The sequence below is a fragment of the Pigmentiphaga sp. genome (genome assembly GCF_019689535.1).
Classification (GTDB): Bacteria; Pseudomonadota; Gammaproteobacteria; order Burkholderiales; family Burkholderiaceae_B; genus Pigmentiphaga.
In genome coordinates, this window is the sequence record NZ_JADGHH010000005.1 from 1 (window position 1) to 26188 (window position 26188).

The following is a 26188-nucleotide window of genomic DNA, read 5'->3' on the forward strand; positions in this document are numbered from 1 at the left end:
GCTGGACGTACTCGACGTCCCGCTGCATATCGCGTTGCAGACCATCAAGTTCGAGGCAGGCCCACCCTACGGCCTCCCCTCCCACATTCCGGACGTGGCCTACGCGCCGGGCATGGTTCCGGTCACCGATTCGCCTGAAAAGGCATCGACGCAATACCGTTATCCGTACGCCTGGGCATCGGCAGCCCTGCCTCATTGCCCGGTCAATGCCGTCGGCTTGCGCGAGCTGCGATACGTGACCCCGGAAACCGGTGACGACGCCTTGCATACACTGTCGTGCTCGCTCCAGCAGCTCGAGCAGGATACCGCCGTCGCGAAACACTGCCTGTACGAGGATAGGCTGTGCTGCGTGGTGGAAGGCGAGGGGTATAGCGAAATTGGCGACATGCGAATCGACTGGCGCAGCAAAGACGTATTCACCATCCCGCGAGGGCAGTGGGCCCGCCACGTTTCGCTCAGCAAGCGGTCCCGGCTGTTCGTCGTCAGCAATGCCCCATTGATGCGGTGGCTGGGGTGCTACGAAGCGAAGATCGAACCTACTTGCTAGACCGAGGAGCCCAATGAAACTGGGATGGATTCATGGCGGCACACTCGCCGCCAGCCTGGACGGCGACACATGGCGCGACGTCACCGCGATCCTCGCGGAACTTCCGGCGCCGAGCATCGATGATGGCCACGTGGATTGGCTGATTTCTCACCTGCCGCGCGTTCGGGAGGCGGTGGCCAGGGCCATCGACGGCGCGCCCAAGCTAACCGTGAACGACGCCACTGCGTGGCTGAGCCCCGTGCGGCGCCCGGGAAAAATCGTGGGCATTCCTGTCAACTACCAGGACCACGTCGATGAAGTCGAGCAGGCCCGCCAAACCTTCACCAACCGCTACACCGGATCGATCCGGCAGCAAGGATTTTTCTTGAAGGCATCCAGTTCCCTCGTTGGCCCATCCGAAGGAATTGCAATCCGGTTTCCCGAGCGGGAGACGCATCACGAACTCGAACTTGCCGTCGTCATTGGGCGACGTGCCGATCGCGTCCGGCCCGAAGACGCTGCCGGATACATCGCTGGCTACTGCATCGGCCTCGATATGGTCGTACGCGGCCCTGAAGACCGTTCGATGCGCAAATCGCTCGACAGTTACTCCGTGCTGGGCCCCTGGCTGACGACTGCCGACCAGATTGCGGATCCCGGGTCGCTTTTCATGTGGCTGGACGTCAACGGCTCGCGGCGGCAATCGTGTTACCCGCGGGACATGATCATGGGGATTGCGGAACAAATCGCCTGGATCAGCGAATACTGCACCCTGTGGCCGGGAGACGTGATCATGACGGGCACATCGTCGGGCGTCAGCCGCGTGGTTCCGGGAGATCGCATCCTTTGCTCCATTGAAGGATTGGGATCGATGCAGGTGGACGTGCGAGCGGCTTGATGCCCTTGCTCGTGGCCGGCGCCGCCCGCCGCTACACCACCAGTCGCCCGCCCGAATCGATCTGGATCAGTTCTCCCGTCAGTGCCGCGGGTCCGTGCGCGAGCCACCATACCGCTTCGGCGATGTCCTCCGGTGTCTGCACGGATTTCAACGGATTCTTCGCGATGAGGGCGGCACGCAGCGCATCGTAGCGCTCCTGGCCCACGCCTTTGATCATCCAATCGCCTTCGATGAAGCCCGGCAACAAGGCGTTGACCCGCACCTCCGGTGCCAGGACGCGCGCGAGGGAGAAGGTCATGGCGTTGAGCGCGCTCTTGGAAGCGGCATACGCCATGCTCGAGCCCGTCCCCCGCAAGCCACCGACCGATGAAATGTTGATGACTGATGCGCCTCCCGTACCGCGCAGCAAGGTGGCAACCGCGCGGGTGACGACATACACGCCCGAGACGTTCACGGCGAAGACGCGCTGGAAGTCTTCGAAGGAGAGGCCGTCGAGGTTCTTGTGATCATTGAACGTGGTCACGGCCGCGTTGTTGACGAGGAGATCCAGCCGGCCCCACCGCTGCTCGATCTCGGCCGCCATGGCGCGACAAGCCTCATCGCTGGTGACATCGGCCTTGGCTACGAGGACGTCGGCCGCGCCCAGCTTGCGGCACTCCTCGGCGACCTCTTCGGCCGCCGCCGTGTCGCGCGAATAGTGGACGACGACGCGCCACCCCTGCTTGGCAAAATACTTGATCGTGGCCGAACCGGCCGCGTTTCTGCCGGTCGAGCCGGTCACCAGGCAAACCTTTTCCATTTCGTCCCCTCGTTCATTTCTTCCAATACGGTTCGCGCAGCTCCCGCTTGAGCAGCTTGCCCAGCGCCGATCGCGGCAGCTCGTCCCGGAACTCTACCGCGGAGAGCCGCTGCGTGCGGCCGACCCGGGCATTGACCCATTCCCGCAACGTCTCGGCATCGACCGTGCCGCCGGGCTTGCGCACCACCAGCGCCAAGGGTGTCTCGCCCCACTGTTCGCTGGGAATGCCGATCACGGCGACGTCTGCCACGTCCGGGTGAGACGCCGTCACGGACTCGAGGTCGGTGGCATAGATGTTGAAGCCGCCCGAGATGATGAGGTCTTTCTTGCGGTCGAGCAGGACCAGGAAGCCGTCCTCATCGAAACGGCCGATGTCGCCGCTACGATGAAAGGCCACGCCCGTCTCGTCGCGCCAATAGAAGGCCTCCGTGGCTTCGGGCTGCTTGTAGTAGCCAGCCATCATGTAGGGCGACCAGCCGACGATTTCGCCAACCTCGCCCTGTGGCAAGACGCGGCCATCCTCGTCGATGATGCGCATGTCATGGTCGGCGGCGGGCTTGCCCACGGTGCCGAGCTTGTGCGGATACTCATGGGCATCGAGTACGCAGCTGCATCCGCCCTCCGTCATGCCATAGATCTCGCGCAGGCCACCGGGCCATTGCTCGAGGATAAGCGCCTTGAGGCGCGCATCGAGCGGCGCGCCCGTGCACTGCTTGAGGACGAACGACGATAGATCGGTCCGCCCGAAGTTCTCGTGCGCGAGCAGGCGTTGGTACTGTACCGGCACCAGCATCGTATGCGTGACCTTATGCTCGGCGCACAGGTCCAGGTAGCCCCCGGCGTCGAATTTACGCATCAATAAGGTCAGGCCGCCGGCCGCAACCGTAGCAAGCATCGGCTGCAAGGTCGTATTCGAATAAAGCGGCGTGGACAAGAGCATGACGCTGCCCGGCCCCAAGCCGAAATTGCGCCGCATCGCCTGGCGCGCCCGCATGCCGTGGTGGTGGAGGATTCCCTTGGGATGGCCGGTGGTTCCCGAGCTGTAGATGATGTTGAAGGGTTGGTCCGCACCGTACTCGATAGTGCCGACGGGCAGGCTTCTTGCCAGCCAAGCCTCCCATTCGGCCCAGCCCGAGGTGGCGCCATCGAGCGCGACCAGGCGGCCGGCGAACGCGTCGCGCAGCGCCGGTTCCACGGTCCGCAGCAGCTCGCATCCGGCCGCATCCGCCACCAGCAACCGTGCGTCGGAATCGCGCAGCATGCCGAGCAGCGCCTCGGCCGTCGCCGAGGTCGCCAGAGGGACGATGCAGCATCCCGCGCGCACCGCGCCGAAGAATGTCTCGATTGCCCGCAAGCAAGGCGCAGAAAGCAGCGCTACCTTGTCCCCGGCAACCAGGCCCGAAGCCAGGCACGCACCGGCCACGCGGTCCATTTGGCGGACGAGATCGGCCCAACCCAGCTCCTCCGCCCCGCATCGGAAAGCCGGTGCCTGCGGGCGCTCCTTGGCGTGACGTGCGATCAACGCCGGAAAATCGACGAAGGGCTGCTGCCCGAGTCTTGCTCGAATGTCGTGGACGGTCTCCGCCATGGCCGCCTCATTCGTCATAGATCAGCACCAAGAACTCCGCGACCACGGCCGGACGCGCCTTGCCCTCGATTTCTATCGTGCATTCCGAGGTCACGCGCGTCGCGCCTTCCTGGCCTCCGCCTTCGCCACGCTCCACCGCCTTGATCCGCTGGCGCAGCCGGACGCGATCACCGACCTGCACTGGGTTGATGAAGCGGACCCGGTTGGTGCCGTAGTTGAGCCCGCGGCCACGATGCTTGATGGTGTAGATGGAGCGCGCAAGATAAGGAATCAGGGACAGCGTCATGAAACCGTGCGCGATCGTCTTGCCGCCAGGCATCTCCCGGCGAGCGCGTTCCACGTCTACGTGAATCCAATGGTCGTCCCCGGTAAGCCGGGCGAAATCGTCGATGCGGGATTGATCGATGGCCAGCCATTCGCTGACACCGATCTCTTTGCCTACCCAGGCCTGCAGGTCGGCAGGGCGGTCCAGGACTACCATGTCACCTCCTATTCTGTATTCTGTTTGCATCGCCGCCCGCGGCCGAACCGGGCCACGCCGGAAGCCGGGCGGCAGCGCTCATCGGGCGGGCACGCGCCCCAGCGAGATCATCGACATGACGACGTCGCCATGCTGATTGCGCACCTGGACCCGCGTGCGTATCGTGCCGACGTCGGGCCGGCTCTTGGAACGGATCGTCTCGATGATTTCCCGCTCCACCACCAGCGTATCGCCGGCACGGACCGGCTTGAGCCAGCGCAACTCGTCCACGCCCATGCCTATCATCGGCGTCTTGCCGTAACCGCCTGCCCGGAGAAACGCACGCATCGCCAGCGCGGCGATCTGCCAGCCGCTGGCTATCAGCCCCCCGAACGGTCCGGCCTGCGCGGCAGCGGGATCGGTATGCATGGGCTGCGGATCGTTCTCCCGCGCGAACGCCATGATTTCCTCGGCGGTGATCGTGAACGGTTCACTCGTCCACCGCTCGCCCACCCGGAAGTCCTCGAAACGGCGGCCTTGTTCCACGCTGGCGCTCATCGGCTCGCTACCCTCCGGTACTGGCAAGGCGCCTGCCGCGGGCAAGCGGCGCGGCGCAGTGGTATCCCGTACTCCATGAATCGTCTCCTCGATGTGTCGGTCGCGGCCAGCGGGAACGCACGGCCCCACGCGCGACCCTTCCTCCCCGGTCGTGTGCCGGGCCCCAACGAAGAAGCGAGCATGCTCCGGCCGCCGAGGCCCGCTCAAGTCATTTTTGGATAGTTTTCGGAGAGCGAAAACCTCTGGGCGACACCCGCGTGCCGGCACGCCCAGAGGCCAGTCAGGGCGAAAAGCCGCTCGAGGCCTATTACCGGGAAACCCCGATCATCTTCAGCGTCGCCTGCGTGAGCGGGCTGTCGGCCTTGGCCAATTCGCAAAGCAGGTTGAAGTGATTGCAGTGCGGGGCATCGACCCGCCGGACGTCCAGGCCCGCCTCGCGGCACGCGGCCTCGTAGGCGGCGGTCTGGTTCTTGAACCCTTGCGTCTCCAGGCCCCCGACCGAGACGATCATGGGCAGCCCGGGCCGCGGCAGGTGAAAGAGCGGGCTCAGCCGCTCGGCCTGGTCGGGATACAGCCGGAGCCACTCGTTGACGTTGATGTCGCATAGGGGCCGTATGTCGTACAGGCCGCTCAAGGCCACCACGCCCTTGATGACGTCATCCGGCACGCGGTACCTGTCTTGCCACCCGGCAGCGGCCAGCATCCCCGCCAAGTGGCCGCCCGCCGAGCTCCCACCCACGTAAATGCGGTTCCGGTCAAGGCCGTACTGTTCGGCATGATGGTAGATCCAGGCGATGGCAGACCGGACCTCGCGCACCGTTTCGCCCAAGGTGCCCTCGGGCAGCAGGGTGTATTCCACCGGCACCACCGCCACGCCCGCGGCGTTGAACACCGGCGCCATGATCGGGGCGTCTTCCTTGGTCTGCGAACGCCAATAACCGCCGTGGATGAAAACGAAGACCGGCGCCGGCCGGCAATCGGCCCGCGGCAGGAAAATGTCAAGCCGCTCGGCCGCGCCCATGCCGTAGTAGAGATCGGGCACAGCAGCGCAGCGACTGCGGGCCACCGCGGCCAGTTCGGCATACTCGCGCACACAGGCGTCGAAATCGGGTACGGAGGCGCGCGCGTTGTATTGGACCGCGCGCTCGGCAAGATCGGAAAACAGCAGGTCAGGCATCCTGGGGTTCATGCGAAGGCTCGTCATTGAAAGAAGCGAAGCGTTCGATCAGCGCTACCGTAGTCCGATAGTGTTCCGCCAGCAAACGCACTGCTCGCTCGCTGTCGCGAGCGAGCGCCGCGTCCATCAACTCTTGGTGCTCACGGCCCACGTCGCGATCGATGTCGCCCCATCCGGAGCGGCCACGCAGCGTGGGGCGGCGATACCGCTCGGTCTGCGTATACATTTGCATCGACAGCTCCGTCAGCCAGCGCGACCCACATGCCCCGATCAGGGCCTGATGGAAGTCGAGGTGACGCTGCTCTAGAAGCTCGCTCGCCTCGGCGTCCGGCTCGGGCATGCCCTGCACGCGCTTGGCCGCCAGGTTCAACGCGTGATAAGCAGCCACCAACCGGGTCTCCCAGGCATCGTCGCCGTTCTTGAGCGAGCGGCGCATGGCCTCGCAATCGATGAGGATGCGGGTCTCGGCGGCATCCCACATCTCTTCGCGCGAGAACGGCGCGACCCGGAAGCCGCGCGAGGCGGTAGAGACCACCATGCGTTCGCTCTGCAAGCGGTTCAGGGCCTCGCGTATGGGCGAAAAACTAATGCCGTAGCGCTGTTTGAGGAATTCCAGGCGCAACGACTGTCCTGGCTCGATTTCTCCGGAGATCAAATCGCGCCGAAGCGCGCGATAGACCTGTTCGGCCAAGGTGATCTCCTCGACCCCGCCGCCGAGGGCATCGTAAGACCGTTCGGGGCTCTGCCGGGTGGCCTTGACTCTTGGTTTCAAGCATCGTCTCCTGGGCAAGCTCCGCCCCTTGGGGAGCGGTGATTCAATACTTCCCAGATAATAATTCGCCGCAACCCGGAACGTTGGTGGACAGGCCCAGTTTTCGCATCATTTGCCAGGAAGTCGCCACCGCGGCGGAAACCGTGGGAATGCCCGATTCATCCTGTACTGCCTGGATGGACGGCAGGGATTGCATCTGGACGCAGGCCGACAGCACCAGGGCGTCAATGTTGCCGCGATCGAGGCGCTTGTAGATCTCGAGCAGGCGCGCCGGGTCTTGCGCCGCCACCTGCAGGTTATCCGGGATCTCGAGCGCGACGTAGTCCTTGACTTCGATGCCTTCGCTTTCGATGTATTCCACGACGAGGCGCGTCAGCGGCTTCATGTACGGGCAGACCACCGACACCCGCTTGGCGCCCAAGGCATGCAACCCCTCGACCAGGGCGCCTGCGCTGGTGACCACGGGCGCAGGGGCACCGTTCTCGGCCGTGCGCTGGTGCAGGCGCGCCTCGGACACGCGGTGATAGCCCTTGCCCATGCTCATGATGGCCACCAGGCAGGCGTAACCCAGCACATCCACGCGCGCATCGGACAGCTCGATCGCACAGCGGTCGCTGTCGCGATCCATGGCTTCGAGTTCCTCCTTGACCACTTTCTTCATGCGCATGCGGCTGGAGTGGAAGGTGAAGCGCTCGGGTGCCACGGCCTCGCGCATGCGGAACATGGCCGGAATCTCGGTTTCCATCGTCGTATTGGACGACGGAACGATCTGGCCAATCTTGATGGGCGCGCCGGGGGCGCGGCTTGGCACGGGAATCATGGATTCATACCTCGGTAGATGTCGGATGAGGCACCGCGGGCGCCTCCGGGAACTCATCGCGCAACGCGTCGTCGTCCAAGAATTGCGCCGGCTGCTGCGAGCGGCGATTCACGCGCAGGTCAAACACATCGAAGCGGTTGTAGTGGCCAATGATGTCGTGCATCTGGCGGGGCTGGATGCAGCGGGCAAGATCGATATCGGCATAGACGATGCCCTCGCGGTCAATCAGCGGCTCGCCGATCACGCGCCCGTCCGGGCCGAGCACGCCTGAGAACGCGCTATTGGAACGACGCAGCAAATCGCGGGTGTGAGGATGGGTAGCCGCCATTGCCTCGACGATTTCCTCGGAAATGGTCGAGCACGACACGATGGTGAAGACCTTGCCTTCGAAGCTGTGGGCCGCGGCGCGCACCTTGATGGCTTCGGCCATGTCGTAGTCGGCGGGGGCAACCGGCAGGGAGATGTAACTCGCAACGTGCACCAGCTCGCCCTGGGCGAGGAGCGCGAAACGCGCGAGGGTATTGGTGTTCTCGCCGCATGCGAGCGCCCCCAGCTTGCCAATGGCGGTATCGTGCACGCGCAGCGACGATCCGTCGCCATTTGCCCACGTCAACTTTTCGGCCCAGGTGGGAACCAGCTTGCGGTGGCGGCCCAGCAATTTGCCGTCGGGGCCTATCGTCACCAGCGTGTTGTAGATCGTGGCGACCCCGTGTGCGGCGCGCTCGTTCACGCCGATCACCACGTGCACCCCGCATGCCTGGGCGGCGGCGGCGATGCGGCGGATCTCCGGGCCGGGAACCTCGATTGCGCAGCGGCACAGTTTCTCGAACCATGGGCTGCCCTCGATAGGCGTCATGATCCAGTTCCAGTACGGATAACCCGCCACGAATACTTCAGGGAAAGCGACGAGCGAGGCGCCGTTGCCTGCCGCCTCCTCGATAAGCGCGCAGACTTTCTCGACGGTGGCGTCGGTGTCCAGGTAAACCGGGGCGGCCTGCACCGCGGCGGCCTTGAAGCGGGGGAGCGTCAGCATGTTCAGTCCTTGTGAAATCAAAGGCCGAGATAGCGTTGAGCCAGCTCGGGCTGGGCAGACAGTTCGCCGGGGCTGCCGGCCCACACTACCTTGCCTTTCTCGACGATGTGATGCCGGTCTACCAGATCCTGCATCTCGGCCAGGTTCTTGTCGATCACGACAATGGTGAGACCTTCTCGCTTGAGGACGGCCAAGCAGCGCCAGATCTCTTGCCGGATAATGGGCGCCAGGCCCTCGGTGGCCTCATCGAGCACGAGCAAGAGCGGATTAGTCATCAGCGCCCGGCCTATGGCCAGCATTTGCTGCTCGCCGCCCGACAACGTGCGCGACGACTGCCGCCGCCGCTCGCCCAACCGCGGAAAAAGCTGGTAAATGCGCGGAAGATCCCATTCGACCTTGCCTCGTCCGGCGCGGCGCGTAGCCACCAGGTTTTCTTCGACTGTCAGCGACCCGAACACGCGCCTCCCCTCCGGCACCAGACCGACCCCCAGCCGCGCCACGGCATGGGGTGGCCGGTTGACCACCGGCTGCCCGTCGATCACGATGTTGCCAGCACGCACCGGTAGCATGCCCATCAGCGTGCGAACGGTGGTGGTCTTGCCCATGCCGTTGCGGCCAATGAGCGACACGACTTCTCCTCGGGCCGCCTCGAACGACATGCCGAACAGCACCTCGCTCGACCCGTATCCCGCCCGCACGTCTTCCGCGCTCAACATACTGTGTCCCCCAGATAAGCGCTGCGCACTTCTGGATGCCTGCGCACTTCCTCGCACGTCCCCGTGAAAATGAGCTTGCCGTAGACCAGCACGCTAATTCGGTCCGCCAGCGCAAATACGGCGTCCATATCGTGCTCCACGAGCAAGATCCCGTAACGTTCACGCATGCTCGCCAGGAGGCGTGTCATCCGCGCCGACTCCTCGGGCCCCATTCCTGCCATGGGTTCGTCCAGTAACAGCAGGCGTGGCTCGCGCGCGAGCGCGACGGCCAGCTCCAGCTGCCGCCGCTCTCCATGCGCCAGGTCGGCTACGGGAACGTCTGCGCGATGTGCCAACCCGACCTCGTCCAGCCAGCCGAGTGCGCGCTCGATCAGCCCCGCATCGCGCCGAGGGTCGGACCAGACGGAAAAAATCGTGCGCGGCCCGACCGTGAGGGACAGCATCACGTTCTCGAGTGCGGTGTATTCCTGGCAAAGTTGTGTGATCTGGAACGAGCGGCCGAGCCCTAGCCTGGCGCGCTCGTACGGCTGCATTGCGGTCACGCTGCGTCCGGCGAGGCGAATCTCCCCGGCATCAGGACGGATCTCTCCGCAAATTTGCGCAATCAACGTCGATTTGCCGGCTCCGTTGGGCCCGATCAGGGCATGGATCTCGCCTGCGCGGACATCCAGGTGTACGTCCTGGGTAGCGGCCACTGCGCCGAACGATTTACGCAACCCTCGCACGTCGAGCAGGATTTCGCCCGCGCTATTGTCTTGCTTGCCCATTGCGCTTTCTCAGCCATTGACCAAACAGGCCGTTCCTGCCGGCGAGCACCACCAGCACCAGGACCGGCCCCATAATGAACATCCAGTGTTCGGTCCAGGCCGACAGCGCCTGCTCCAGACCGAGGAATACCGCTGCGCCGGCGATGGGCCCAAGCAGCGTGCCCACTCCTCCAAGGATGACGATGGCCATTAACTCGCCCGATTTGGTCCACGATGCCATGTCGGGAGTGACCAGTTCGGCGTAATTGGCCCACAAAATGCCAGCCATGCCAGTACCCACGGCTGAGATCACAAACGCGGTGAGCCGATAGGGAATGGGGGCGGCCCCGAGGTTTACCGCGCGGCGCTCGCTTTGGCGCAAAGCCTGGAGCACCATGCCGAAACGCGAGTCGACCAGCCTGATGCAAAAGAACGTCCATGCTGCCAACAGCACGAGGCATAGGTAATAGAAACTGACCGGCTCATTCAGGTCTATGCCGGGCAGCTCGCTTCGCCGAGACAGCATCAGGCCATCGTCCCCGCCATATACCTGCAACGAGACAAGTATGAAGTACACCATCTGGCTAAAAGCCAAGGTGATCATGATGAACTGCACGCCGCTGGTGCGAAGAGCCAGGTATCCCACGACCACCCCCAGCAAGGCGCAGCACGCCAGCGCAAGCGGCCACAGCACCAAGGCCGAGGTTGTGCCCGGCCAGCCGAACAGCGGACCCGCCTCCACCGCGTGGAAAGTGACAATGGCTACCACGTAGCCGCCCAGGCCAAAGAACATGGCATGCCCGAAACTGACCAAGGCGCCATAGCCCAGCACCAAATCCAGGCTCACTGCTGCCAGGCCGTATATGACGAACCGGGTCATGGCGCTGACTAGGTAAGGAGTGTCCGTGACATGGGAGGCCACCGGCACCAAGGCCAGGAGGAACAAGCCCATCCAGCCGAACAGCGTACGGCGGCTCCACTGCGTGAACACTCTCTCCAAACCGGGTCCGGAACGGCCCGAGTCCGGCGTTGCGATATCGATCGTTCGATTCATCCCAAGAGCCCCCTCGGCCGAAAAATCAAGACCATCGCCATCAGCACATAGACGCTGGCAGACACCAATCCTGCCGCCAGCATGTCGGCAACTTCCGGCGGCAGCATGGCTTGCAGGATTTGCGGAAAATAAGCTCGTCCCAGGCTGTCTACCATCCCCACCAGCAGCGCGCCCGCCAGCGCACCACGCACTGAACCGACGCCACCGATCACGATCACCACGAAGGTCGTGATCAGCACGCGCTCGCCCATGCCTATCTCCACCGCCAGGAGCGGCGCTGCCATGACGCCCGCCAGGCCGCAAAGCAGCGCCCCGAGGCTGAACACCACGGTGTAAAGCCGCTGGATGTCGACGCCGAGTGCAGCCACCATCTCGCGATCGTCCGCTCCCGCGCGCACCAGCATGCCGACCCGGGTCCGATTGATGAGAAACCACAGCCCGAGCGCCACGAGCGCGCCAACCGCGATGAATGCCAGGCGCATGATCGGATACTCGAATCCTGGCCCGAGCGTCACGGTTCCTTGGAGAAAGGCAGGGATCTCCACCATCGGGGGCTGCCGCCCGAACACCATGCTGACCGCTTCGTTGGTGAACAGAATGAGGCCGAACGTCGCGAGCACCTGGTATAGGTGATCTCGCTGGTAGAGACGCCGGATCACGGCGAATTCGACCAACAGTCCGTAGAGCGCCGCGCCGGCCAACGCAGCCGCAGCGGCGGCCCCGAACGAGTTGGTCTGGCCGAGCGCGAAAGCGCCGCAGTAGGCCCCCACCATGTAGAACGACCCATGCGTGAGGTTGATGACCCCCATGATGCCAAAGATGAGGGTCAGCCCCGACGCCAGCATGAAAAGCATGGCGCCGTACTGCAGGCCGTTAAGCAGCTGTTCGATGAGCAGCGCCATGATCAGAGCTTGCACTGATCGGCGTAAGCGTCTTTGTCGTCGCTCACCACCTTGCGGACGACCTTGGGCACGAACTCATTGCCGCTGCGCTCGACCCGCATGAGGTAGTAGTCCTGGATCGGATGTTGGTTGTGGTTGAAGCGGAACTTGCCTCGCAGCGTCGGGAACTCCGCCTTGAGCATCGCAGCGCGGAATGCTTCCCCCTGGGACAGGTCACCGCCGACTGCCTTCAATGCCGAAGCAATCAGCAAGGCTGTGTCGTAAGCCTGCATCGCATAGTCGGTGGGCTTGCGGCCGAAGGTCTCGGTAAACGCTTTTACGAAGGCGCGGCTCTGCAGATTGTCCATTTCGGTCGACCACATGCCCACGATGTAAAAGCCTTCAGCGGAGGGGCCGGTTGCCGCCAGCATGCGTCCATCCATGGAGAAGGCAGGCATCAGCATCGGAACGACCTTGTTCAGCCCCGAGTTGGCGTACTGCTTCGCGAAATTGATGCCCGAACCGCCCGGGTGGAACTGGTAGACGGCATCCGGCGCGAGTGAGCGGACGCGTGCCATCTCCACCGAGAAATCCGATTGGTCGAGCTTGGTATAGATTTCGGCGATGACTTCGCCCTTGTAGGTGCGCTTGAATCCGGCCATGGCATCGCGCCCCGCCTGGTAATTGGGCGCCAGCAGGACGACGCGCTTGTACCCGAGCTCGTTCGCGGCATGGCCGCCGGCGGAGTGATATGCATCGTTCTGGTAAGACGCGACGAAGTAATTCTTGTCGCATTTTTCCCCGGCAAACGTAGACGGCCCGGGATTCAAGCTCACGTAGAAAGCGCCTTCGCGCAACACGCCCGGCGCCACGGCGGCCAGCACGTTCGAGAAGTTCACGCCCGTAAAGAGCTTGATTCCCGATTGCAACATGCGGTCCGCGGCCTGCTTCGCATTGGCAGGCTTGAGAGCGTCGTCCTCGATCACCAGCTCCACGGGCACGCCGCCCAACTTACCGCCGCCTTGCCTGATCGCGAGGCTAAAGCCGTCGCGTTCGTCCTCCCCGATATAGCCTGCTGGCGTAGAGAGGGTCGTGATGAATCCTATCTTGACCGGCGCTTGAGCCTGAGCGACGCCGGTACCTGCAACGAGAAGCGCGCAGAGCACGCCCCGGATCCTAGTCGAGATCATATGGTCGTTCCCCAAGGATGTACCGCAACTACTGGAAAGCCCGCAACGAGGCGGAATCGAGCCGACATGCAGTACGCGCCGGCCCGGCGTGAAAGCCCGGCTAGACGGCTACCACCGGATGACGCAGGGTGCCGATCTTCTCCACCGTGGCCTCGACTACGTCGCCCGGCCACAGCCACTCTTGCGGGTTGCGGCCGGCGCCCACTCCCTCGGGCGTACCCGTCGCAATGATGTCGCCGGCTTCGAGTGTCATCGCCGCGCTGATATCCGCGATGAGATGCGGCACCTTGAACAGCATGTGGCGAGTGTTCGAGCTCTGCTTGGTCACGCCATTGACCGTGAGCGAGAGGTCGAGGACGTGCGGATCGGGAATTTCGTCGGCTGTGACGATGCAGGGGCCGAACGGTCCGTAGGTGTCCTGCCCTTTCGAATAGATCCACTGCCCGGCGCGTCGGCAGTCGCGCGCACTGATGTCAATCATGACGCTATAGCCAAAGACGTAATTGAGTGCGTCCGCCTCAGCCACGCGCTGCGCGCGCCGGCCCATGATCACGGCGAGCTCGACCTCCCAATCCAATTGCTGGGTGATCTTGGCGTTGTGCTCGATGGCCTCGCCCGGCCCGATCACGCTGGTGGGCGGCTTGGAAAAAATGACCGGCTTGGTGGGAAGATCTTTTGAGGTGTCGAGCGAACGGCTGGACTCTTCCACGTGCTCGACGTAATTGAGGCCGATGCCGAATATGTTCTTGCGGGGACGCGGAATCGGCGCCAGCAGGCGAACGTTTTCGAGCGGGATCGAGGTCCCGACCGGCCACTTGCCCTCGTACGACTTCAACAGCCCGGTGGCCGCATTCACCGCATCGGGCCCGAGATCGATGAAGGCCAGCATGTCGCCAGGCAGCGGCACGCCGGCTGCCGAACCCAAGCGTTCCAGGTCGATCACGCGATCGCCCACCACGGCACCTAATTTGGCTGCTTCGGCAACGGCGGTGCGATAAGTCACAAGACGCATTTTTTCTACTCCGTAGGTCGCACGAGGCGACAAGAATCCCTGCGGACCGAAGCCCGCGATATACGACATGCGGTTGAAAGAAAGCGGGCCGCGCCCGCGAGGAAAGACTAGGCGACTATCGGTTGATGGCCGTCGTTGTCGACCAGGGCCTCTTCCCAATAAAGCCGGAGCGCGTGCATGACCGGCAAATCGTTGAAACAGAACAGGCACGCATCCTCGCTTTCGGACGCATTGGCATGCTCATGGAAGGCCCAGGAGGGCACGCAGAAGATGTCCCGCTCTTCCCAGTCGAAGCGCCGCCCGTTGATGACGGAGTACCCCTTGCCCTTGGCAACCTGGTAGATGAAGCTGCCGGTATGGCGATGAGCCTTGGTTTTCTCGCCCGGCCGCAACATTTGCATGCTGGCGCCGATGGTGGACATGACCGGTCCGCCCGTGGCGGGATTCACGTAGTTCATGATCACCCCGTCGTACGGGCTGCCTGCCGTGGTGGCCGCGTAGCGGCGCAAGGCCTCGTAGGTAGGCTCCCACTCGTACTTGAACAGCGGCGAATACGGCTTGCTCCAGCTGTCGCCATAGGGACGGAGCCCGGCACCGCCCCACGACGCCGTGGAATCGTTCACCGGGAAAGTCACGGCCTGGTGCAGATCGGGATGGACGGCGTAAAAGCCCGCCTCCAGGGCATTGACGAGGGGAATGTCCAGGCCGTCTTGCCAGATGCAGGGCGTACCGTCTTCGCTGACCCCGTGTTCATGCCAGGTGCCGTTAGGCGTCAATACGAAATCGTTGGCGCCCAGGGTCATCTTGTGGCCATCGACGATGGTGTAGGCGCCGCGGCCTTCCATGATGAACCGCAGGGCACTGGAGGAATGGCGATGCGCCGTCGCGACCTCCCCGGGATGCATGACCTGCAGGCCAGAATAGAGCCAGCCGACCGCCGCCGACACTTCGCGGCGTCCCGGATTATTCAAGTAGATCACGCGCCGCCCGGCCTGCTCGGGCTTGACGAGGTCCACCGAACGCAGGACGTGCTCCCTCAGGTCTTTATATCGCCAGAGCACCGGCACCGAATCCGATTGCGGCTGCCACGGCTCGATTTTGTTCGCGACCGTCCAAAGCGCGCCGGTTTCGAACTTGGCCAGTTCCTCGTAGTACGACACCAGCTCCGGCGTGTCGCTCACATTCGCTCGGCCGAGCACCTCTTCTCGATAGGCATCGTAGCGAGCCATGCTCCACTCCATCTTTTATAAAACATATTATCTTTTCGAAATACTATCGCCGGCCCGGATCGTCCACAAGCAGTTTTGACCTAGGGTTTACCAGGGGCCATGCTCGCTTCCCCATTCAGTTGTTTCTCATCGGGAAATAACAAGTTTGCGCCCCGAGGATGTCCAAATGGCCCGCCGCTGCCTACCATTTCGCCATCGAACAGGCAGACAGGAATCATCATGCTGGATATCGTTCCCACCGGAAAAATACTTGGCGCAGACGTACTCGGGCTGGACCTCTCCCGCCCGTTGTCCGACGAAGACTTCGCAGCGCTGCTGGAAGCGCTCGGCCGGCACGGCGTGCTGCGCTTCCCGCGGCAATCCATCACGCCGGCGCACTTGCGGGATTTCTCGGCGCGTTTCGGCGGCCTCCAGCGCACCGTCTCGGATGCGAACGAGCCGGGCATCCCTGAAGTGAGCATTCTTTCCAATATCGTCGAGAACGGGAAACCGATAGGCATTGCCGACGCCGGGCAGGACTGGCATACCGACATGTCGTACAACGCGACCGTCGGCTTCGTGAACGTCTTGTACGCGATCAAGGTGCCGCGCCGGGACGGCCGCGCGCTGGGATCCACTAGCTTCGCGAACATGCACGCCGCCTACGACGACCTGCCCGAAGACCTCAAGCAGCTGCTCGCCAACGCCACCGCCACCCACGACTTCAACAAGTTCTGGGAGAACATGCGTTCGCGCCCGGGCAGCACGCGGCCGCCCCTCACCCCTGAGCAACGCGCCAAGCGCCCGCCCTCCACGCATCCGGTGTTCCTGGACCACCCCATTACCGGCCGCAAGGTCTTGTACTGCAATCCGGGCTACGCCATCCGCATCAACGAACTCGACGCGCAGCAAAGCGACGAAGTGCTCGAACGGCTGTTCGCCCACCAGTTGCAGCCCAAGTACCAATACACGCACGAGTGGACCGAAGGCGATGTATTGATGTGGGACCACATCGGCACGCTGCACGCTGCCTGGCCCGACTACTTGCCGCACGAACATCGCCTGATCAAGCGCTGCCAGGTGCTGGCTGACCGCATTTGCGATCCGTCATTCCTGCCGGCTGCACTCCGACCGGCGCGCGACGCTGCCCAACACTGAGCGCGCCATGGGTTTCTTCGACCGGAACATCGCCCGCGCCCAATCCATCGATGACCTGCGCGAGGCGGCGCGCCGCCGCCTGCCCCGGCTGGTCTTCGATTTCTTCGACGGCGGCGCGGAGAACGAGCTCACCCTGAACGACAATCGCCGTGCCTTCGAGCGCGTGCGATTGTTGCCGCGCACCCTGGTGAACGTCGCCGAGGTCCAGACCCGGTGCACCGCCTTGGGGGCGCCGGCCGGCTTTCCGCTGGCCATCGCGCCCACCGGGGGCGTAGGCTACGGACGGCACGGCGGCGACCTGGCCATTGCCAAGGCAGCGGCACAGTTCGGCATCCCCTATACGCTCTCGACCAGCGCCACCGCTTCCATCGAAGAAGTGGCGCGCATCGCGCCCGGCCGCCTCTGGTTCCAGGCCTATGTGCTGAAGAACCAGGACTTTTTCCATTCGCTGATCGAGCGGGCGCGCGCCGCCGATTACGAAGCCCTGGTCATCACCGTCGACCTGCCCGTTGGCGGCAAACGCGAACGCGACGTTCGCAACGGATTCCGCACGCCGTTCCGGCTTACCTACCGCAGCTTCGGCGACGTTGCAATGCATCCTCGCTGGGCGTTTTCGCTGCTGCGGCACGGCATGCCGGTAAACAAGAACCTGATCGGCCTGCAGCGCGACGTCACGACAGTCGCTGGCCTGGCCTCGGCCGTGGGCCGCAACTACGACCCGTCGTTCGATTGGGACCGCCTGGCCCAGGTTCGCGACCGATGGCCACGCAAGCTCATCGTCAAGGGCGTGCTGCGGCCGGACGACGCCGAGAAGCTGGTGCAGCTCGGCGCCGATGCCGTGGTGGTCTCCAACCATGGCGGGCGCCAGCTGGATGGCGCATGCGCCACGCTCGATGCGCTGCCCGGCGTCGTCCGGGCAGTGGCAGGCCGCATCCCGGTGTGGCTCGATGGCGGCGTGCGGCGCGGCGTGGACATTCTCAAGGCCCGGGCACTGGGTGCCGAGGGGGTATTGGTCGGCCGGGCCACGCTATACGGCGCGGTGGCCGGCGGTGACGCCGGCGCGCACCGGGCCTTGCAGATACTGACCGAGGAACTGGTGCGCGCCATGAAATTGTGCGGGGCCCGGCGCATCGAGGATATCGACGCGAGCCTGTTGGCGCCGCCGCACTTTTCGACGCAGCCGTAACGACAAAACCCATCAAGAGAACCCTCCATGCGCTGGATAAGATTCACCGATAGCCAAGGCACCCATTACGGCCTCGTCGAAGACGACCGGGTCAACCGGGTCGAAGGCTCCCCCTTCGACGGATACGTCCGCACGGACGAATGGGTCGATTTCCAAAGCGTGCGACTGGAAGTGCCGGTCATCCCGCGCACCTTCTACTGTGCCGGCCTCAACTACGCCGAGCATGCCATCGAGGCGGCCCGCAAGCGGGGCGAGGAACCGCAGCTGCCCAAGCAGGCAGACATCGGCTACCGCGCCAATAACGCATTGGTACCGCACGGGCACGAGGTGGTCATACCGCCCGACGCGCGGACGATCCACTATGAAGGCGAGCTGGTGGTCGTGATCGGCAAACAAGCCCGGCACCTGACGCCCGACAATGCCATGGACTGCGTGCTGGGCTACACCATCGGCAACGACGTGAGCGAACGCAATTGGCAACGCTCGGACCGCACGTTCTGGCGCGCCAAGAATGCCGATACGTTCAAGCCCATGGGGCCCTGGATAGAAACCGAGTTCGACCTGCGTGCCGCCCGGACCTGCGTGCGTGTAAACGGCAGGTGCACCACGGAATTCGCGACGGCCGCGATGATCTTCGACATCCCGACTTTCCTGTGCGCCATGACGAAGTACCTGACGCTCTACCCAGGGGACGTCGTATGGATGGGCACCGACGGCCAATCGCCCGACCTGCGGGCGGGCGACGTGGTGGAGGTCGAGATCACGGGACTGGGTACCCTGCGCAACCCCTTCGTCCAAGGATGACCATGACCGATCTCGAACGCTGGGCCGCCGTGACCGGCTGCCAACAAGCCATCCACGGCTTCTACCTCGCCCTGGACGGCGGCGATTTCGACGCCGTCGCGGCCTGCATGGCCGAACGAGGCGTCTGGCATCGCCAGGGCCGGGCCCTGCAGGGGCCGGCCGAAGTTCGCCAGGCATTGGCGGATCGCCCTGCCGGGCGCACCACGGCCCATCTGGTGCAGAACCTCGTCATTGACGTCGAGGCGCCGGACCGTGCCTGTGCGCGCTACATGACGCTGGTCTATCGGGTCGATGCGCCGGCCGCGCCGACTGGCCCCGTGCCCCTGCCACCGCCCCTGTCCATCACGTTTTATCGCGAACGCCTCTCCCGGGCAGCAGACGGACGCTGGCTGGTGGAAGAAAAGCGTGGACAGCGCCGCTTCGGAAACTAAATAAAAAAACTCGTCTTGCCGCACGGGCAAGACGAGTTTCTGGCAATCACCCCTGCGTTATTGCAGCGTGTTCTTGGTCTGCTGCAGCAACGCCTTGTATTGCGTAGTGTCGCGCACGAGCAGTTGACGCAGTTCCTCGGCGGACGTGGTGCGCACTTCCATTCCCTGCGCAGCCAGCGTCTGGATGATCTTCGGCGACTTGCCGGCCTTGACCAAGGCTTCGTTCAAGCGCTGGACCACCGGCCCAGGCGTGCCGGCGGGAGCAAGGATAGCCTGCCAGGTTTCGGCCTGGAAGCCCTTGAGCCCGCTTTCGTCCACGGTCGGCACATTGGGCGTGGCGGGCGAACGGCTCAAGCCCGTCGTCGCGATCAGCACCAGCCTGCCTTCGGCAACATGTTCCATGTTGCCGACCAGCGAGCTGAACATGACGTCGACCCGCCCGGCCAGCAGGTCCGCCATGGCGGGACCCGTGCCCTTGTACGGGACATGCACCATCTTGATTCCGGCGGCCTTGGCAAAGGCCTCGCCGGCCAAGTGCTGGGCGGAGCCGTTGCCCGACGAGGCGAAATTGATCTTGCCCGGATTGGCCTTGGCGTACTCAATGAACTCCTTGACCGTGCGAAGCTTGAGGCCGGGCGTCACGAGAATGCCCAGCGATTGCACAGTTGCCTGGCCGATGGGCTGGAAGTCCACCACCGGGTCGTAAGTCTTGGTGTCGTGCAGCAACGGCGTGATCACGAAGGCATTGGTGCCGAACAACAGCGTGTAGCCGTCCGGCGCGGAACGCCGGACCGACTCGGTGCCCACCAACGTGCCGCCGCCGGCCCGGTTCTCGAGCACGACGGACTGCCCCAGGATTTCGGACATTTCTTGGGCGAACATGCGACCAACGATGTCGGTCGCGCCGCCCGGGGCATAGGCCACGACCATGCGCAGGGGATGGGTCGGGAAATTCTGCGCGGCCGCGGGCGCGGCCACGGTTCCAGCCGCGGCGAACGCGAACGCCAGGGCGGCGAATCGACGGCGGGCGAAGGAGGAGGGAGGTTGGAACATGACGAGTCTCCGGATATATAGGACGGACGCCCTGTGCTCAGCAACGGCATGGCGCCGGAATAGGGGTGATGTCGGTTTCGAAACAATGAACGAGGGGATTATTCGTGCGCAGGCGCTGATCAACAAGGCAGCGGTGCTAAATTTGAAATTTCCCAAGAAGAAACGATCAAGGACGCGGGCTTGGATCAACTCAGCTGCCTACGCATGTTCGTCGAAGTGGCCCGGCGCAATAGCTTCGCCGGCGCCGCCCAACATTTCGGCGTATCCCGGGCCACCTGCACGAAACAGGTCGCGTGGCTGGAACGGTCGCTGGGCGTCAAGCTGCTCAACCGCACCACGAAGCAGCTCGGACTGACGCCGGCGGGACTGCAAGTCCTGGAGAACGGGCTGGAGCTCCTCAAGCGCTACGACGACCTGCGCGAATCCGTGCTCGATCTGTCGCGCGACGTCTCCGGCGTCGTGAGGGTGGGCGTGCCTCCCGCCTTCGGCACGCAGCGCCTGCTGCCCGTCATCTATGAATTCCACGAGCGCTACCCTGACGTCCAGATCGCACTCAGCCTGCTCACGGTCCGTAAACAGGAAACCTTCGTCGAGCAAGGCCTGGACGTGGGCATCATCATCGTGCCCGTCCTGAAGGACGCGAGCTTCATCGCCATTCCGCTCGCCCAAGCCCCCCAAGCGCTGGTCGCCTCCCCGGCCTATCTCGCCAAGACCGGCCCGCTGGCACATCCCAGCGATCTCCAGCATTGCAAATGCTTGGTCAACTGGAACAAATCGCCTACCGCCACCTGGAACTTCAAGGGGCCGGAAGGGCCGGTCTCCGTCCGCGTCCAAGGCCCGCTGCGCTCGGACTTCGGCGATGCGCTGAAGGAAGCGGCGCTGGCCGGCATGGGCATTTCCATGCATCCGTACTACATGGTGGCAGAAGAAATCGAACGAGGCGAACTGCAGGTCGTCCTTCCCGATTATGTTCCTTCGGGCCTGGACGTCTACGCCATTTACTCTTCGCGCAAGAATCTGCCCATGCGGGTCCAGGTTTTCCTCGAATTCCTCAAGGAATGGGCCAAGACCCCGAAGTCATGGAGCAAGGGCCTGGCGGACTGACGCCGTTCTGCTGCATTGGCGCCACTTGACTTTTCGCGCGCCGGAGAGCGTAATACATAGCTAGCTATGTATTAAACGACGGAGACAGGCATGAACCCCTCCCCGCTACGCGTGGTGGCCCTGGGCGGCACCACCCGTCCCGACTCGTCCACCGAACGCGCCCTGCGCCATGCGCTCGACGCGGTCGCCGAAGCGGGCGCACAAGTCGTCCTGCTCACGGGCGACGATCTGGTCCTGCCGATGTATGCACCGCACGACCCGAGCCGCACGCCGGCCGCACTGCGCCTCGTCGCCGAGCTGCGGCGCGCCGACGGTGTCATCATCGCTTCGCCTGGCTACCACGGCAGCCTGTCCGGTCTCATCAAGAACGCGCTGGACTATGTCGAAGACCTGCGCAACGACGCCCGCCCCTACCTGAGCGGGCGCGCCGTGGGTTGCATCGCGAACGCGGCTGGCTGGCAAGGCGCCGTCACCACGCTGGGCGCGCTGCGCGACATCGTACATGCGCTGCGCGGCTGGCCCACGCCCCTCGGCGTCTGCATCGGCGGCACCGAGCCGGCGTTCGCGCCAGACGGTCGGTGCATCGACGCCCGCGTTGACGAACAACTGCGCACGCTGGGCCGTGAGGTCTTCGAATTCGCCCATCGCATGCGCGCCCACCAGGCTTGCAACCCTAGCGCGGTACGCGCTGCCGCCTGAAGCGGCGCTGCCGACACCGTTCCATCGAGGAGACATCCATGACCGCAATGGACGCGTCAACCTTGCGCGTGCGCGATACTGCGCTGCGCATTTCGCGCGCCGGCCGAGGCCAGCCGCTATTGTTCCTGCACGGGCCGGCCGGGCTGGCCGAATCGCAGCCCTTGGTCGAGGCGCTCGCCGCGCACTACGATTGCCATGCGCCCGAACACCCCGGCTACGGCGGCAGCCCCGTGCCCCCGTGGCTGGACAACGTCCGGGATCTCGCGAACTTTTATCTCGACTACCTCGACCAGCAGAAGCTGAGCGGGGTGCACTTGGTCGGATACGACCTGGGCGGCTGGATCGCGGCGGAACTGGCCGTGCGCAACGGCCATGCGCTGGCCTCGCTCACCCTGATCTCGGCCCAGGGCATCCACGTGCCGGGCGTGCCCACGATCGACGTATTCCTGCGCACGGACGAAGAGCTGGTGCGCGACACCTATCACGACCCGGCCCTGGCCGAGAAGGTGCTGGAGCGCAAGCCGACCGAAGAAGAGCTGGACCTGGCCGTGCGCAATAAGGAGATCACGGCACGCCTGACGTGGCAGCCCCGTGGCCACGACCCGGACCTCGCCAAATGGCTGCACCGCATCACCGTTCCGACGCTCGTCCTTTGGGGTGCGAATGACCGCATCCTCCCCGCTGAATACGGCCGCTCCTGGCGCGACCGCATCGCCCGCGCCAACCTGGTCGAACTCGGCGAGTGCGGCCATGCACCGCATCTCGAACGCACGGCCGAGACCGTGGCCGCGCTGACACGATTCACCGCCTCGATCGGGAGCCCCGCATGAAGTTCTTCAATTTCCACCTGATGCCCTATCGCCATGCGGACCTGGAAGCGATCCAGAAAAACGGTTCGGCGTGGGTGACGTTCTCTAATAGCCACTACGATCCGAAGCTGGGTGCAGAGCTCTACCACGAGTATCTGGACCAGATGGAATTCGCGGATCGCCTCGGCTTCGACGGGGTGTGCCTGAACGAGCACCACCAAACCGCCTACGGCATGATGCCGATCCCGGGCGTGCTGGCCGGCGCACTGGCCCGCAGCGTGAAACGGGCGCAGATCGCCGTGTTGGGCCGCGCATTGCCGCTACTGAACAATCCGCTGATGGTGGCCGAAGAATTCGCCATCCTGGACAACCTGACGCGGGGCCGCTTCATCGCGGGTTTCGTACGCGGCATCGGCGCCGAATACCACGCGATGGGCATCAACCCGGCCGAATCGCAGGCGCGCTTTCTCGAAGCACACGACCTCATCGTGCGGGGATGGACCGAACCTGGACCGTTCTCCTACACGGGCAAGTACTACCAATTCCAGTACGTGAACCCGTGGCCCCGGCCCTACCAGGCCCCCCATCCGCCAATCTGGGTGCCTTCGCAGGGATCGAGCAGCACGATCCGCTGGGCCGCGGAACGCCGGTATACCTATTGCCAGACCCTGAGCCCCATCCTCACGGTCAAGAAATTCTTCGACATGTACCGGGAGGAAGCGCGCAAGGCCGGCTATGAGGCAAGCCAGGACCAACTCGCGTGGTCGAACTGCATCTACGTGGCCGAAACCGATGCACGCGCGATGGCCGAAGCCAAGCCGCACCTGGAAGCACTCATGACGCGCCTGCTGAAGATGCCTATGGAAATGCTGCTGCCGCCGGGCTACACCAACATCGAAGCCATGAAGCGCATCAAGTCGACGCGCGCAGTGGGTTCCAAGCCGCAGTCGGCGGAAGACCTGGTGAAATCTGGCTTGGTCATCATCGGCAGCCCGGCCACCGTACGCGAGAAACTGGCCGAGTACCAGGAACTGGCGGGCTTTGGCACGACGCTGACCAAGACCCAGTTCGGCACCATGCCCGACGACATGGTGCGCGCCAACATGCAGGCCATCGCAGAGGAGGTCATCCCCCACTTCAGAGACGCAGCCTGATCACGTTCACGTCCGCTTGCGCCGCGGCGCGTCCCCTGCACGAGGGCGCGCGCCGCGGCGCAGGCGCATCTTTTTGAGCAGTCGTAGCCACGAAATAACGAGGAGACAACTATGACTTTCATCGCTGCGCGCGGCTTCGCATCATGCCTGGCCATTGCTGGCGTACTGCTGGCGCCCGCCGCTTACGCGGATCCGGCCGCCAACTACCCCGACCGTCCGGTCAAGCTGGCACTGCCTTTCCCACCCGGCGGCTCGGCCGACACCATTACTCGCGCCATGGCCGAAAGGTTGCAGGCCCAGCTGAATCAGCCTTTCCTGATCGAGAACCGTCCCGGCGCGGCCGGCAACGTCGCCACGCGCTACGTCGCCAAGGCTCCTGCCGACGGCTACAACCTGCTGGTCGGGGTCACGGGAGCGCTGGTGATCAACCCCAATCTCTACAAACTGGACTACGATCCTGCGAAAGACTTCGTCGGCATCTCCATGGTCGCGCGGGCACCTGTCGCCGTCGTCGCCGACCCCCAGGCCGGGATCCATAGCATCAAGGACCTCATCGAGCGGGCCAAGGCGCAGCCCGGTGCACTGACCTACGCCACCAACGGCGTAGGCACGAGTCATCACCTGGCAGCCGAACTGTTCCGCCAAGCTACCGGCCTCGACATGCGCAACGTTCCCTACAAAGGCACGCCCGAGGCGCTGCAAGACATCATCGGCGGTCGCGTGCCCATCGGGTTCATGGACCTGACCGCATCCATTCCGCTCGTCAACTCGGGCAAGCTCAAGGCCCTGGCCACGACCGGCACCCGCCGCTCGCCGGCCCTGCCGGACGTTCCCACCGTGGCTGAAGCAGGCGTGCCAGGATTCTCGGCCGATACCTGGGTGGGCATCTTCGCACCCAAGGGGACGCCCCAACCCATCGTCGACAAGCTGAGCGCCGAGATCCGGACGGCGCTGGCCCTGCCCGAGCTCCGGGCCCGGGCGCAAACGCAAGGGCTGGAAGTCGCCGGCAGCACCCCTGGGGAGCTCCACCGCTTCGTGCAGGAAGAAACGGTGAAATGGAAGAAGGTGGTGGCCGAGGCGGGCATCAAGCTGCAATGACGCCTTGCGGCCTTACCACCCTGGCGTGAATGGTCGGTCGGGCAGGGCATTCGCGCCTACCGGCCGCTTTTCGTCATGTCATGAACCCACGTCATGGCCCCCTGCACCAGGGGTTCCATGACGATCAACTTATCGCGCACGAACAGCACACTATCGCCATCCACCGTCTGCCTAGAATAGCCCAGGCCCTGGACCGTCCAGGCAGGACATCCACGAGCCAGGCCGCTATTCACTCACGACACAAACACATAAATCGGAGACGGTGATGGCCCTGAATGCCCGTACAGCGATACTTGGCGTCGCAGTCTTGCTGGGCGCTCCCCTCGCGGCGCTCGCGCAACCCTATCCAAGCAAACCCATCAAGTTCATTACCGCATCGACCGGCAGCCCGCAGGACGTCATAGGCCGAATCTTCGCCCAGAAGATCACCGAGAGCTCCGGTCACGCCGTGGTCGTCGAAAGCCGCGCGGGCGCCGGTGCCCTGATTTCGATCCAGGCCGCAGCCAAGTCACCGGCGGATGGCTATACGGTCCTCGTCAGCTCCACCGCGTTTGCGGTCACCCCCTACCTCTACAAGGACACGGGCTACGATTCGGAGCGGGACCTCATCCCGGTGGCACTGCTCGCCACGGCACCCAATATCCTGGTGACCAGCCCCACGAGCGGAATCCGCACGCTGAGGAATGCCGTGGAGCGGGCCCGCGCGACCAAGGACCTGAACTACGGATCACCGGGATACGGAACGACACCTCAGATGTCGGCCGAATACCTGTTCAAGATCCTCGCCAAGGTTCCCGTCACGCACGTACCGTACAAGGGCATCCCGGCCACGATGCAGGCCACCATGGCGAACGAAGTTGCGCTTTCCGCCACGGCCCTGCCCCCTGCCGTGCCATTGATCAAGTCCGACCGGCTCGTCGGTTTGGCCGTGACGAGCAAGAAGCGCAGTCCCGCCGTGCCGAACGTGCCCACCATCGGGGAAGCCGGCTTCACCGACTTCGAGGACGAATCTTGGGTCGGCGCCTGGGTCCCTGCCGGCACGCCAGCCCCGGTCATAGAGAAGATTCGCAGTGAACTGTCGGCTGCGGCCAGGGCCGAAGACGTGCGCGCCAAGCTCGCCAACGTCGGCTTTGAAACGTCCGACATCTCGCAAGAAGCGTTTGCCGCAATGGTGAAGAAGGAGATGCAGAAGTGGGAGCGCGTCGTTCGCGAAACGGGAACCAAGATCGAATGAGCCTGGCGTCCTGAATGGCC

General features: G+C 64.2%; 27 protein-coding genes and 1 pseudogene. 12 read left to right on the forward strand and 16 right to left on the reverse strand.

The annotated features are described in order from the left end of the window. Both IRZ12_RS00865 and IRZ12_RS00870 read left to right on the forward strand, forming a co-directional pair. A pseudogene (locus IRZ12_RS00865) lies at positions 1-547 on the forward strand (hypothetical protein); the annotation flags it as partial. Between the two features lie 13 nt (positions 548-560). After that, the gene (locus IRZ12_RS00870) at positions 561-1424 is read left to right on the forward strand and encodes a fumarylacetoacetate hydrolase family protein (protein ID WP_296463113.1); all 864 of its coding nucleotides are present in this window, start codon (positions 561-563) and stop codon (positions 1422-1424) included. Between the two features lie 31 nt (positions 1425-1455). On the opposite strand, the gene IRZ12_RS00875 is transcribed toward IRZ12_RS00870, so the two are convergent. From IRZ12_RS00875 to IRZ12_RS00945, 15 genes are all read right to left on the reverse strand, one after another. Then, on the reverse strand, positions 1456-2223 hold the full coding sequence (locus IRZ12_RS00875; protein ID WP_296463115.1) for an SDR family NAD(P)-dependent oxidoreductase: 768 nt from the start codon (positions 2221-2223) through the stop codon (positions 1456-1458). Positions 2224-2236: 13 nt separating this feature from the next. Beyond that, entirely contained in the window at positions 2237-3811 is a 1575-nt protein-coding gene (locus IRZ12_RS00880; protein ID WP_296463117.1) for a class I adenylate-forming enzyme family protein, read from the reverse strand. A gap of 7 nt (positions 3812-3818) precedes the next feature. Beyond that, entirely contained in the window at positions 3819-4292 is a 474-nt protein-coding gene (locus IRZ12_RS00885; RefSeq protein ID WP_296463119.1) for a MaoC family dehydratase, read from the reverse strand. Positions 4293-4370: 78 nt separating this feature from the next. Continuing rightward, positions 4371-4829, reverse strand: a complete 459-nt coding sequence (locus IRZ12_RS00890) for a MaoC family dehydratase (protein ID WP_296463121.1) — start codon at positions 4827-4829, stop codon at positions 4371-4373. 307 nt (positions 4830-5136) lie between these two features. Continuing rightward, the gene (locus IRZ12_RS00895) at positions 5137-6018 is read right to left on the reverse strand and encodes an alpha/beta hydrolase (protein WP_296463122.1); all 882 of its coding nucleotides are present in this window, start codon (positions 6016-6018) and stop codon (positions 5137-5139) included. Beyond that, entirely contained in the window at positions 5999-6778 is a 780-nt protein-coding gene (locus tag IRZ12_RS00900) for a GntR family transcriptional regulator (protein WP_296463124.1), read from the reverse strand. The genes IRZ12_RS00895 and IRZ12_RS00900 overlap by 20 nt, the downstream gene beginning before the upstream one ends. 43 nt (positions 6779-6821) lie before the next feature. Then, complete coding sequence (locus tag IRZ12_RS00905) at positions 6822-7598, reverse strand: Asp/Glu racemase (RefSeq protein ID WP_296463127.1); 777 nt, start codon at positions 7596-7598, stop codon at positions 6822-6824. A gap of 4 nt (positions 7599-7602) precedes the next feature. Then, positions 7603-8631: a carbon-nitrogen hydrolase family protein gene (locus IRZ12_RS00910; RefSeq protein ID WP_296463129.1), complete on the reverse strand. Its 1029-nt coding sequence runs from the start codon at positions 8629-8631 to the stop codon at positions 7603-7605. Positions 8632-8648: 17 nt separating this feature from the next. Beyond that, on the reverse strand, positions 8649-9347 hold the full coding sequence (locus tag IRZ12_RS00915; protein ID WP_296463131.1) for an ABC transporter ATP-binding protein: 699 nt from the start codon (positions 9345-9347) through the stop codon (positions 8649-8651). Then, the gene (locus IRZ12_RS00920; RefSeq protein ID WP_296463133.1) at positions 9341-10114 is read right to left on the reverse strand and encodes an ABC transporter ATP-binding protein; all 774 of its coding nucleotides are present in this window, start codon (positions 10112-10114) and stop codon (positions 9341-9343) included. Before IRZ12_RS00920 ends, IRZ12_RS00915 begins: the two co-directional genes overlap by 7 nt. Continuing rightward, a complete protein-coding gene (locus IRZ12_RS00925) occupies positions 10095-11045 on the reverse strand; it encodes a branched-chain amino acid ABC transporter permease (protein ID WP_296463189.1) in 951 nt (316 codons plus the stop codon). The genes IRZ12_RS00920 and IRZ12_RS00925 overlap by 20 nt, the downstream gene beginning before the upstream one ends. 98 nt (positions 11046-11143) lie before the next feature. Next, positions 11144-12049, reverse strand: a complete 906-nt coding sequence (locus IRZ12_RS00930) for a branched-chain amino acid ABC transporter permease (protein ID WP_296463191.1) — start codon at positions 12047-12049, stop codon at positions 11144-11146. Between the two features lie 2 nt (positions 12050-12051). Then, entirely contained in the window at positions 12052-13218 is a 1167-nt protein-coding gene (locus tag IRZ12_RS00935; RefSeq protein ID WP_296463134.1) for an ABC transporter substrate-binding protein, read from the reverse strand. Positions 13219-13318: 100 nt separating this feature from the next. Next, positions 13319-14230 (reverse strand): fumarylacetoacetate hydrolase family protein, encoded by a 912-nt coding sequence (locus IRZ12_RS00940; protein WP_296463136.1) that lies wholly within the window; start codon positions 14228-14230, stop codon positions 13319-13321. Positions 14231-14337: 107 nt separating this feature from the next. Beyond that, complete coding sequence (locus tag IRZ12_RS00945) at positions 14338-15459, reverse strand: cupin domain-containing protein (RefSeq protein ID WP_296463138.1); 1122 nt, start codon at positions 15457-15459, stop codon at positions 14338-14340. Between the two features lie 219 nt (positions 15460-15678). Between IRZ12_RS00945 and IRZ12_RS00950 the strand changes: the two genes are divergently transcribed. The 4 genes from IRZ12_RS00950 to IRZ12_RS00965 are packed head-to-tail and all read left to right on the forward strand — an operon-like array spanning position 15679 to position 19017. After that, entirely contained in the window at positions 15679-16596 is a 918-nt protein-coding gene (locus IRZ12_RS00950; RefSeq protein WP_296463140.1) for a TauD/TfdA family dioxygenase, read from the forward strand. A gap of 7 nt (positions 16597-16603) precedes the next feature. After that, the gene (locus IRZ12_RS00955; protein ID WP_296463142.1) at positions 16604-17782 is read left to right on the forward strand and encodes an alpha-hydroxy acid oxidase; all 1179 of its coding nucleotides are present in this window, start codon (positions 16604-16606) and stop codon (positions 17780-17782) included. A gap of 27 nt (positions 17783-17809) precedes the next feature. Next, positions 17810-18586: a fumarylacetoacetate hydrolase family protein gene (locus tag IRZ12_RS00960; protein WP_296463145.1), complete on the forward strand. Its 777-nt coding sequence runs from the start codon at positions 17810-17812 to the stop codon at positions 18584-18586. 2 nt (positions 18587-18588) lie between these two features. Further along, positions 18589-19017, forward strand: a complete 429-nt coding sequence (locus IRZ12_RS00965) for a nuclear transport factor 2 family protein (RefSeq protein WP_296463146.1) — start codon at positions 18589-18591, stop codon at positions 19015-19017. A gap of 57 nt (positions 19018-19074) precedes the next feature. Here IRZ12_RS00965 and IRZ12_RS00970 read toward each other — a convergent pair whose 3' ends face one another. Further along, positions 19075-20070 carry a tripartite tricarboxylate transporter substrate binding protein gene (locus tag IRZ12_RS00970; protein ID WP_296463148.1) on the reverse strand — a complete coding sequence of 332 codons (996 nt, stop codon included), beginning with the start codon at positions 20068-20070 and terminating at the stop codon, positions 19075-19077. Between the two features lie 180 nt (positions 20071-20250). On the opposite strand from IRZ12_RS00970, the gene IRZ12_RS00975 reads away from it, so the two are divergent. From IRZ12_RS00975 to IRZ12_RS01000, 6 genes are all read left to right on the forward strand, one after another. Then, positions 20251-21174, forward strand: a complete 924-nt coding sequence (locus IRZ12_RS00975) for a LysR family transcriptional regulator (protein WP_296463150.1) — start codon at positions 20251-20253, stop codon at positions 21172-21174. 90 nt (positions 21175-21264) lie between these two features. After that, positions 21265-21873: an NADPH-dependent FMN reductase gene (locus IRZ12_RS00980; protein ID WP_296463152.1), complete on the forward strand. Its 609-nt coding sequence runs from the start codon at positions 21265-21267 to the stop codon at positions 21871-21873. 38 nt (positions 21874-21911) lie between these two features. Further along, positions 21912-22703, forward strand: coding sequence for an alpha/beta fold hydrolase (locus IRZ12_RS00985; RefSeq protein WP_296463154.1), 792 nt, complete (start codon positions 21912-21914; stop codon positions 22701-22703). Continuing rightward, entirely contained in the window at positions 22700-23836 is a 1137-nt protein-coding gene (locus IRZ12_RS00990) for an LLM class flavin-dependent oxidoreductase (protein ID WP_296463156.1), read from the forward strand. Before IRZ12_RS00985 ends, IRZ12_RS00990 begins: the two co-directional genes overlap by 4 nt. Before the next feature lie 111 nt (positions 23837-23947). Beyond that, positions 23948-24934 carry a tripartite tricarboxylate transporter substrate binding protein gene (locus tag IRZ12_RS00995; protein ID WP_296463158.1) on the forward strand — a complete coding sequence of 329 codons (987 nt, stop codon included), beginning with the start codon at positions 23948-23950 and terminating at the stop codon, positions 24932-24934. Positions 24935-25199: 265 nt separating this feature from the next. After that, on the forward strand, positions 25200-26168 hold the full coding sequence (locus IRZ12_RS01000) for a tripartite tricarboxylate transporter substrate-binding protein (protein ID WP_296463160.1): 969 nt from the start codon (positions 25200-25202) through the stop codon (positions 26166-26168). Positions 26169-26188 lie beyond the last annotated feature (20 nt).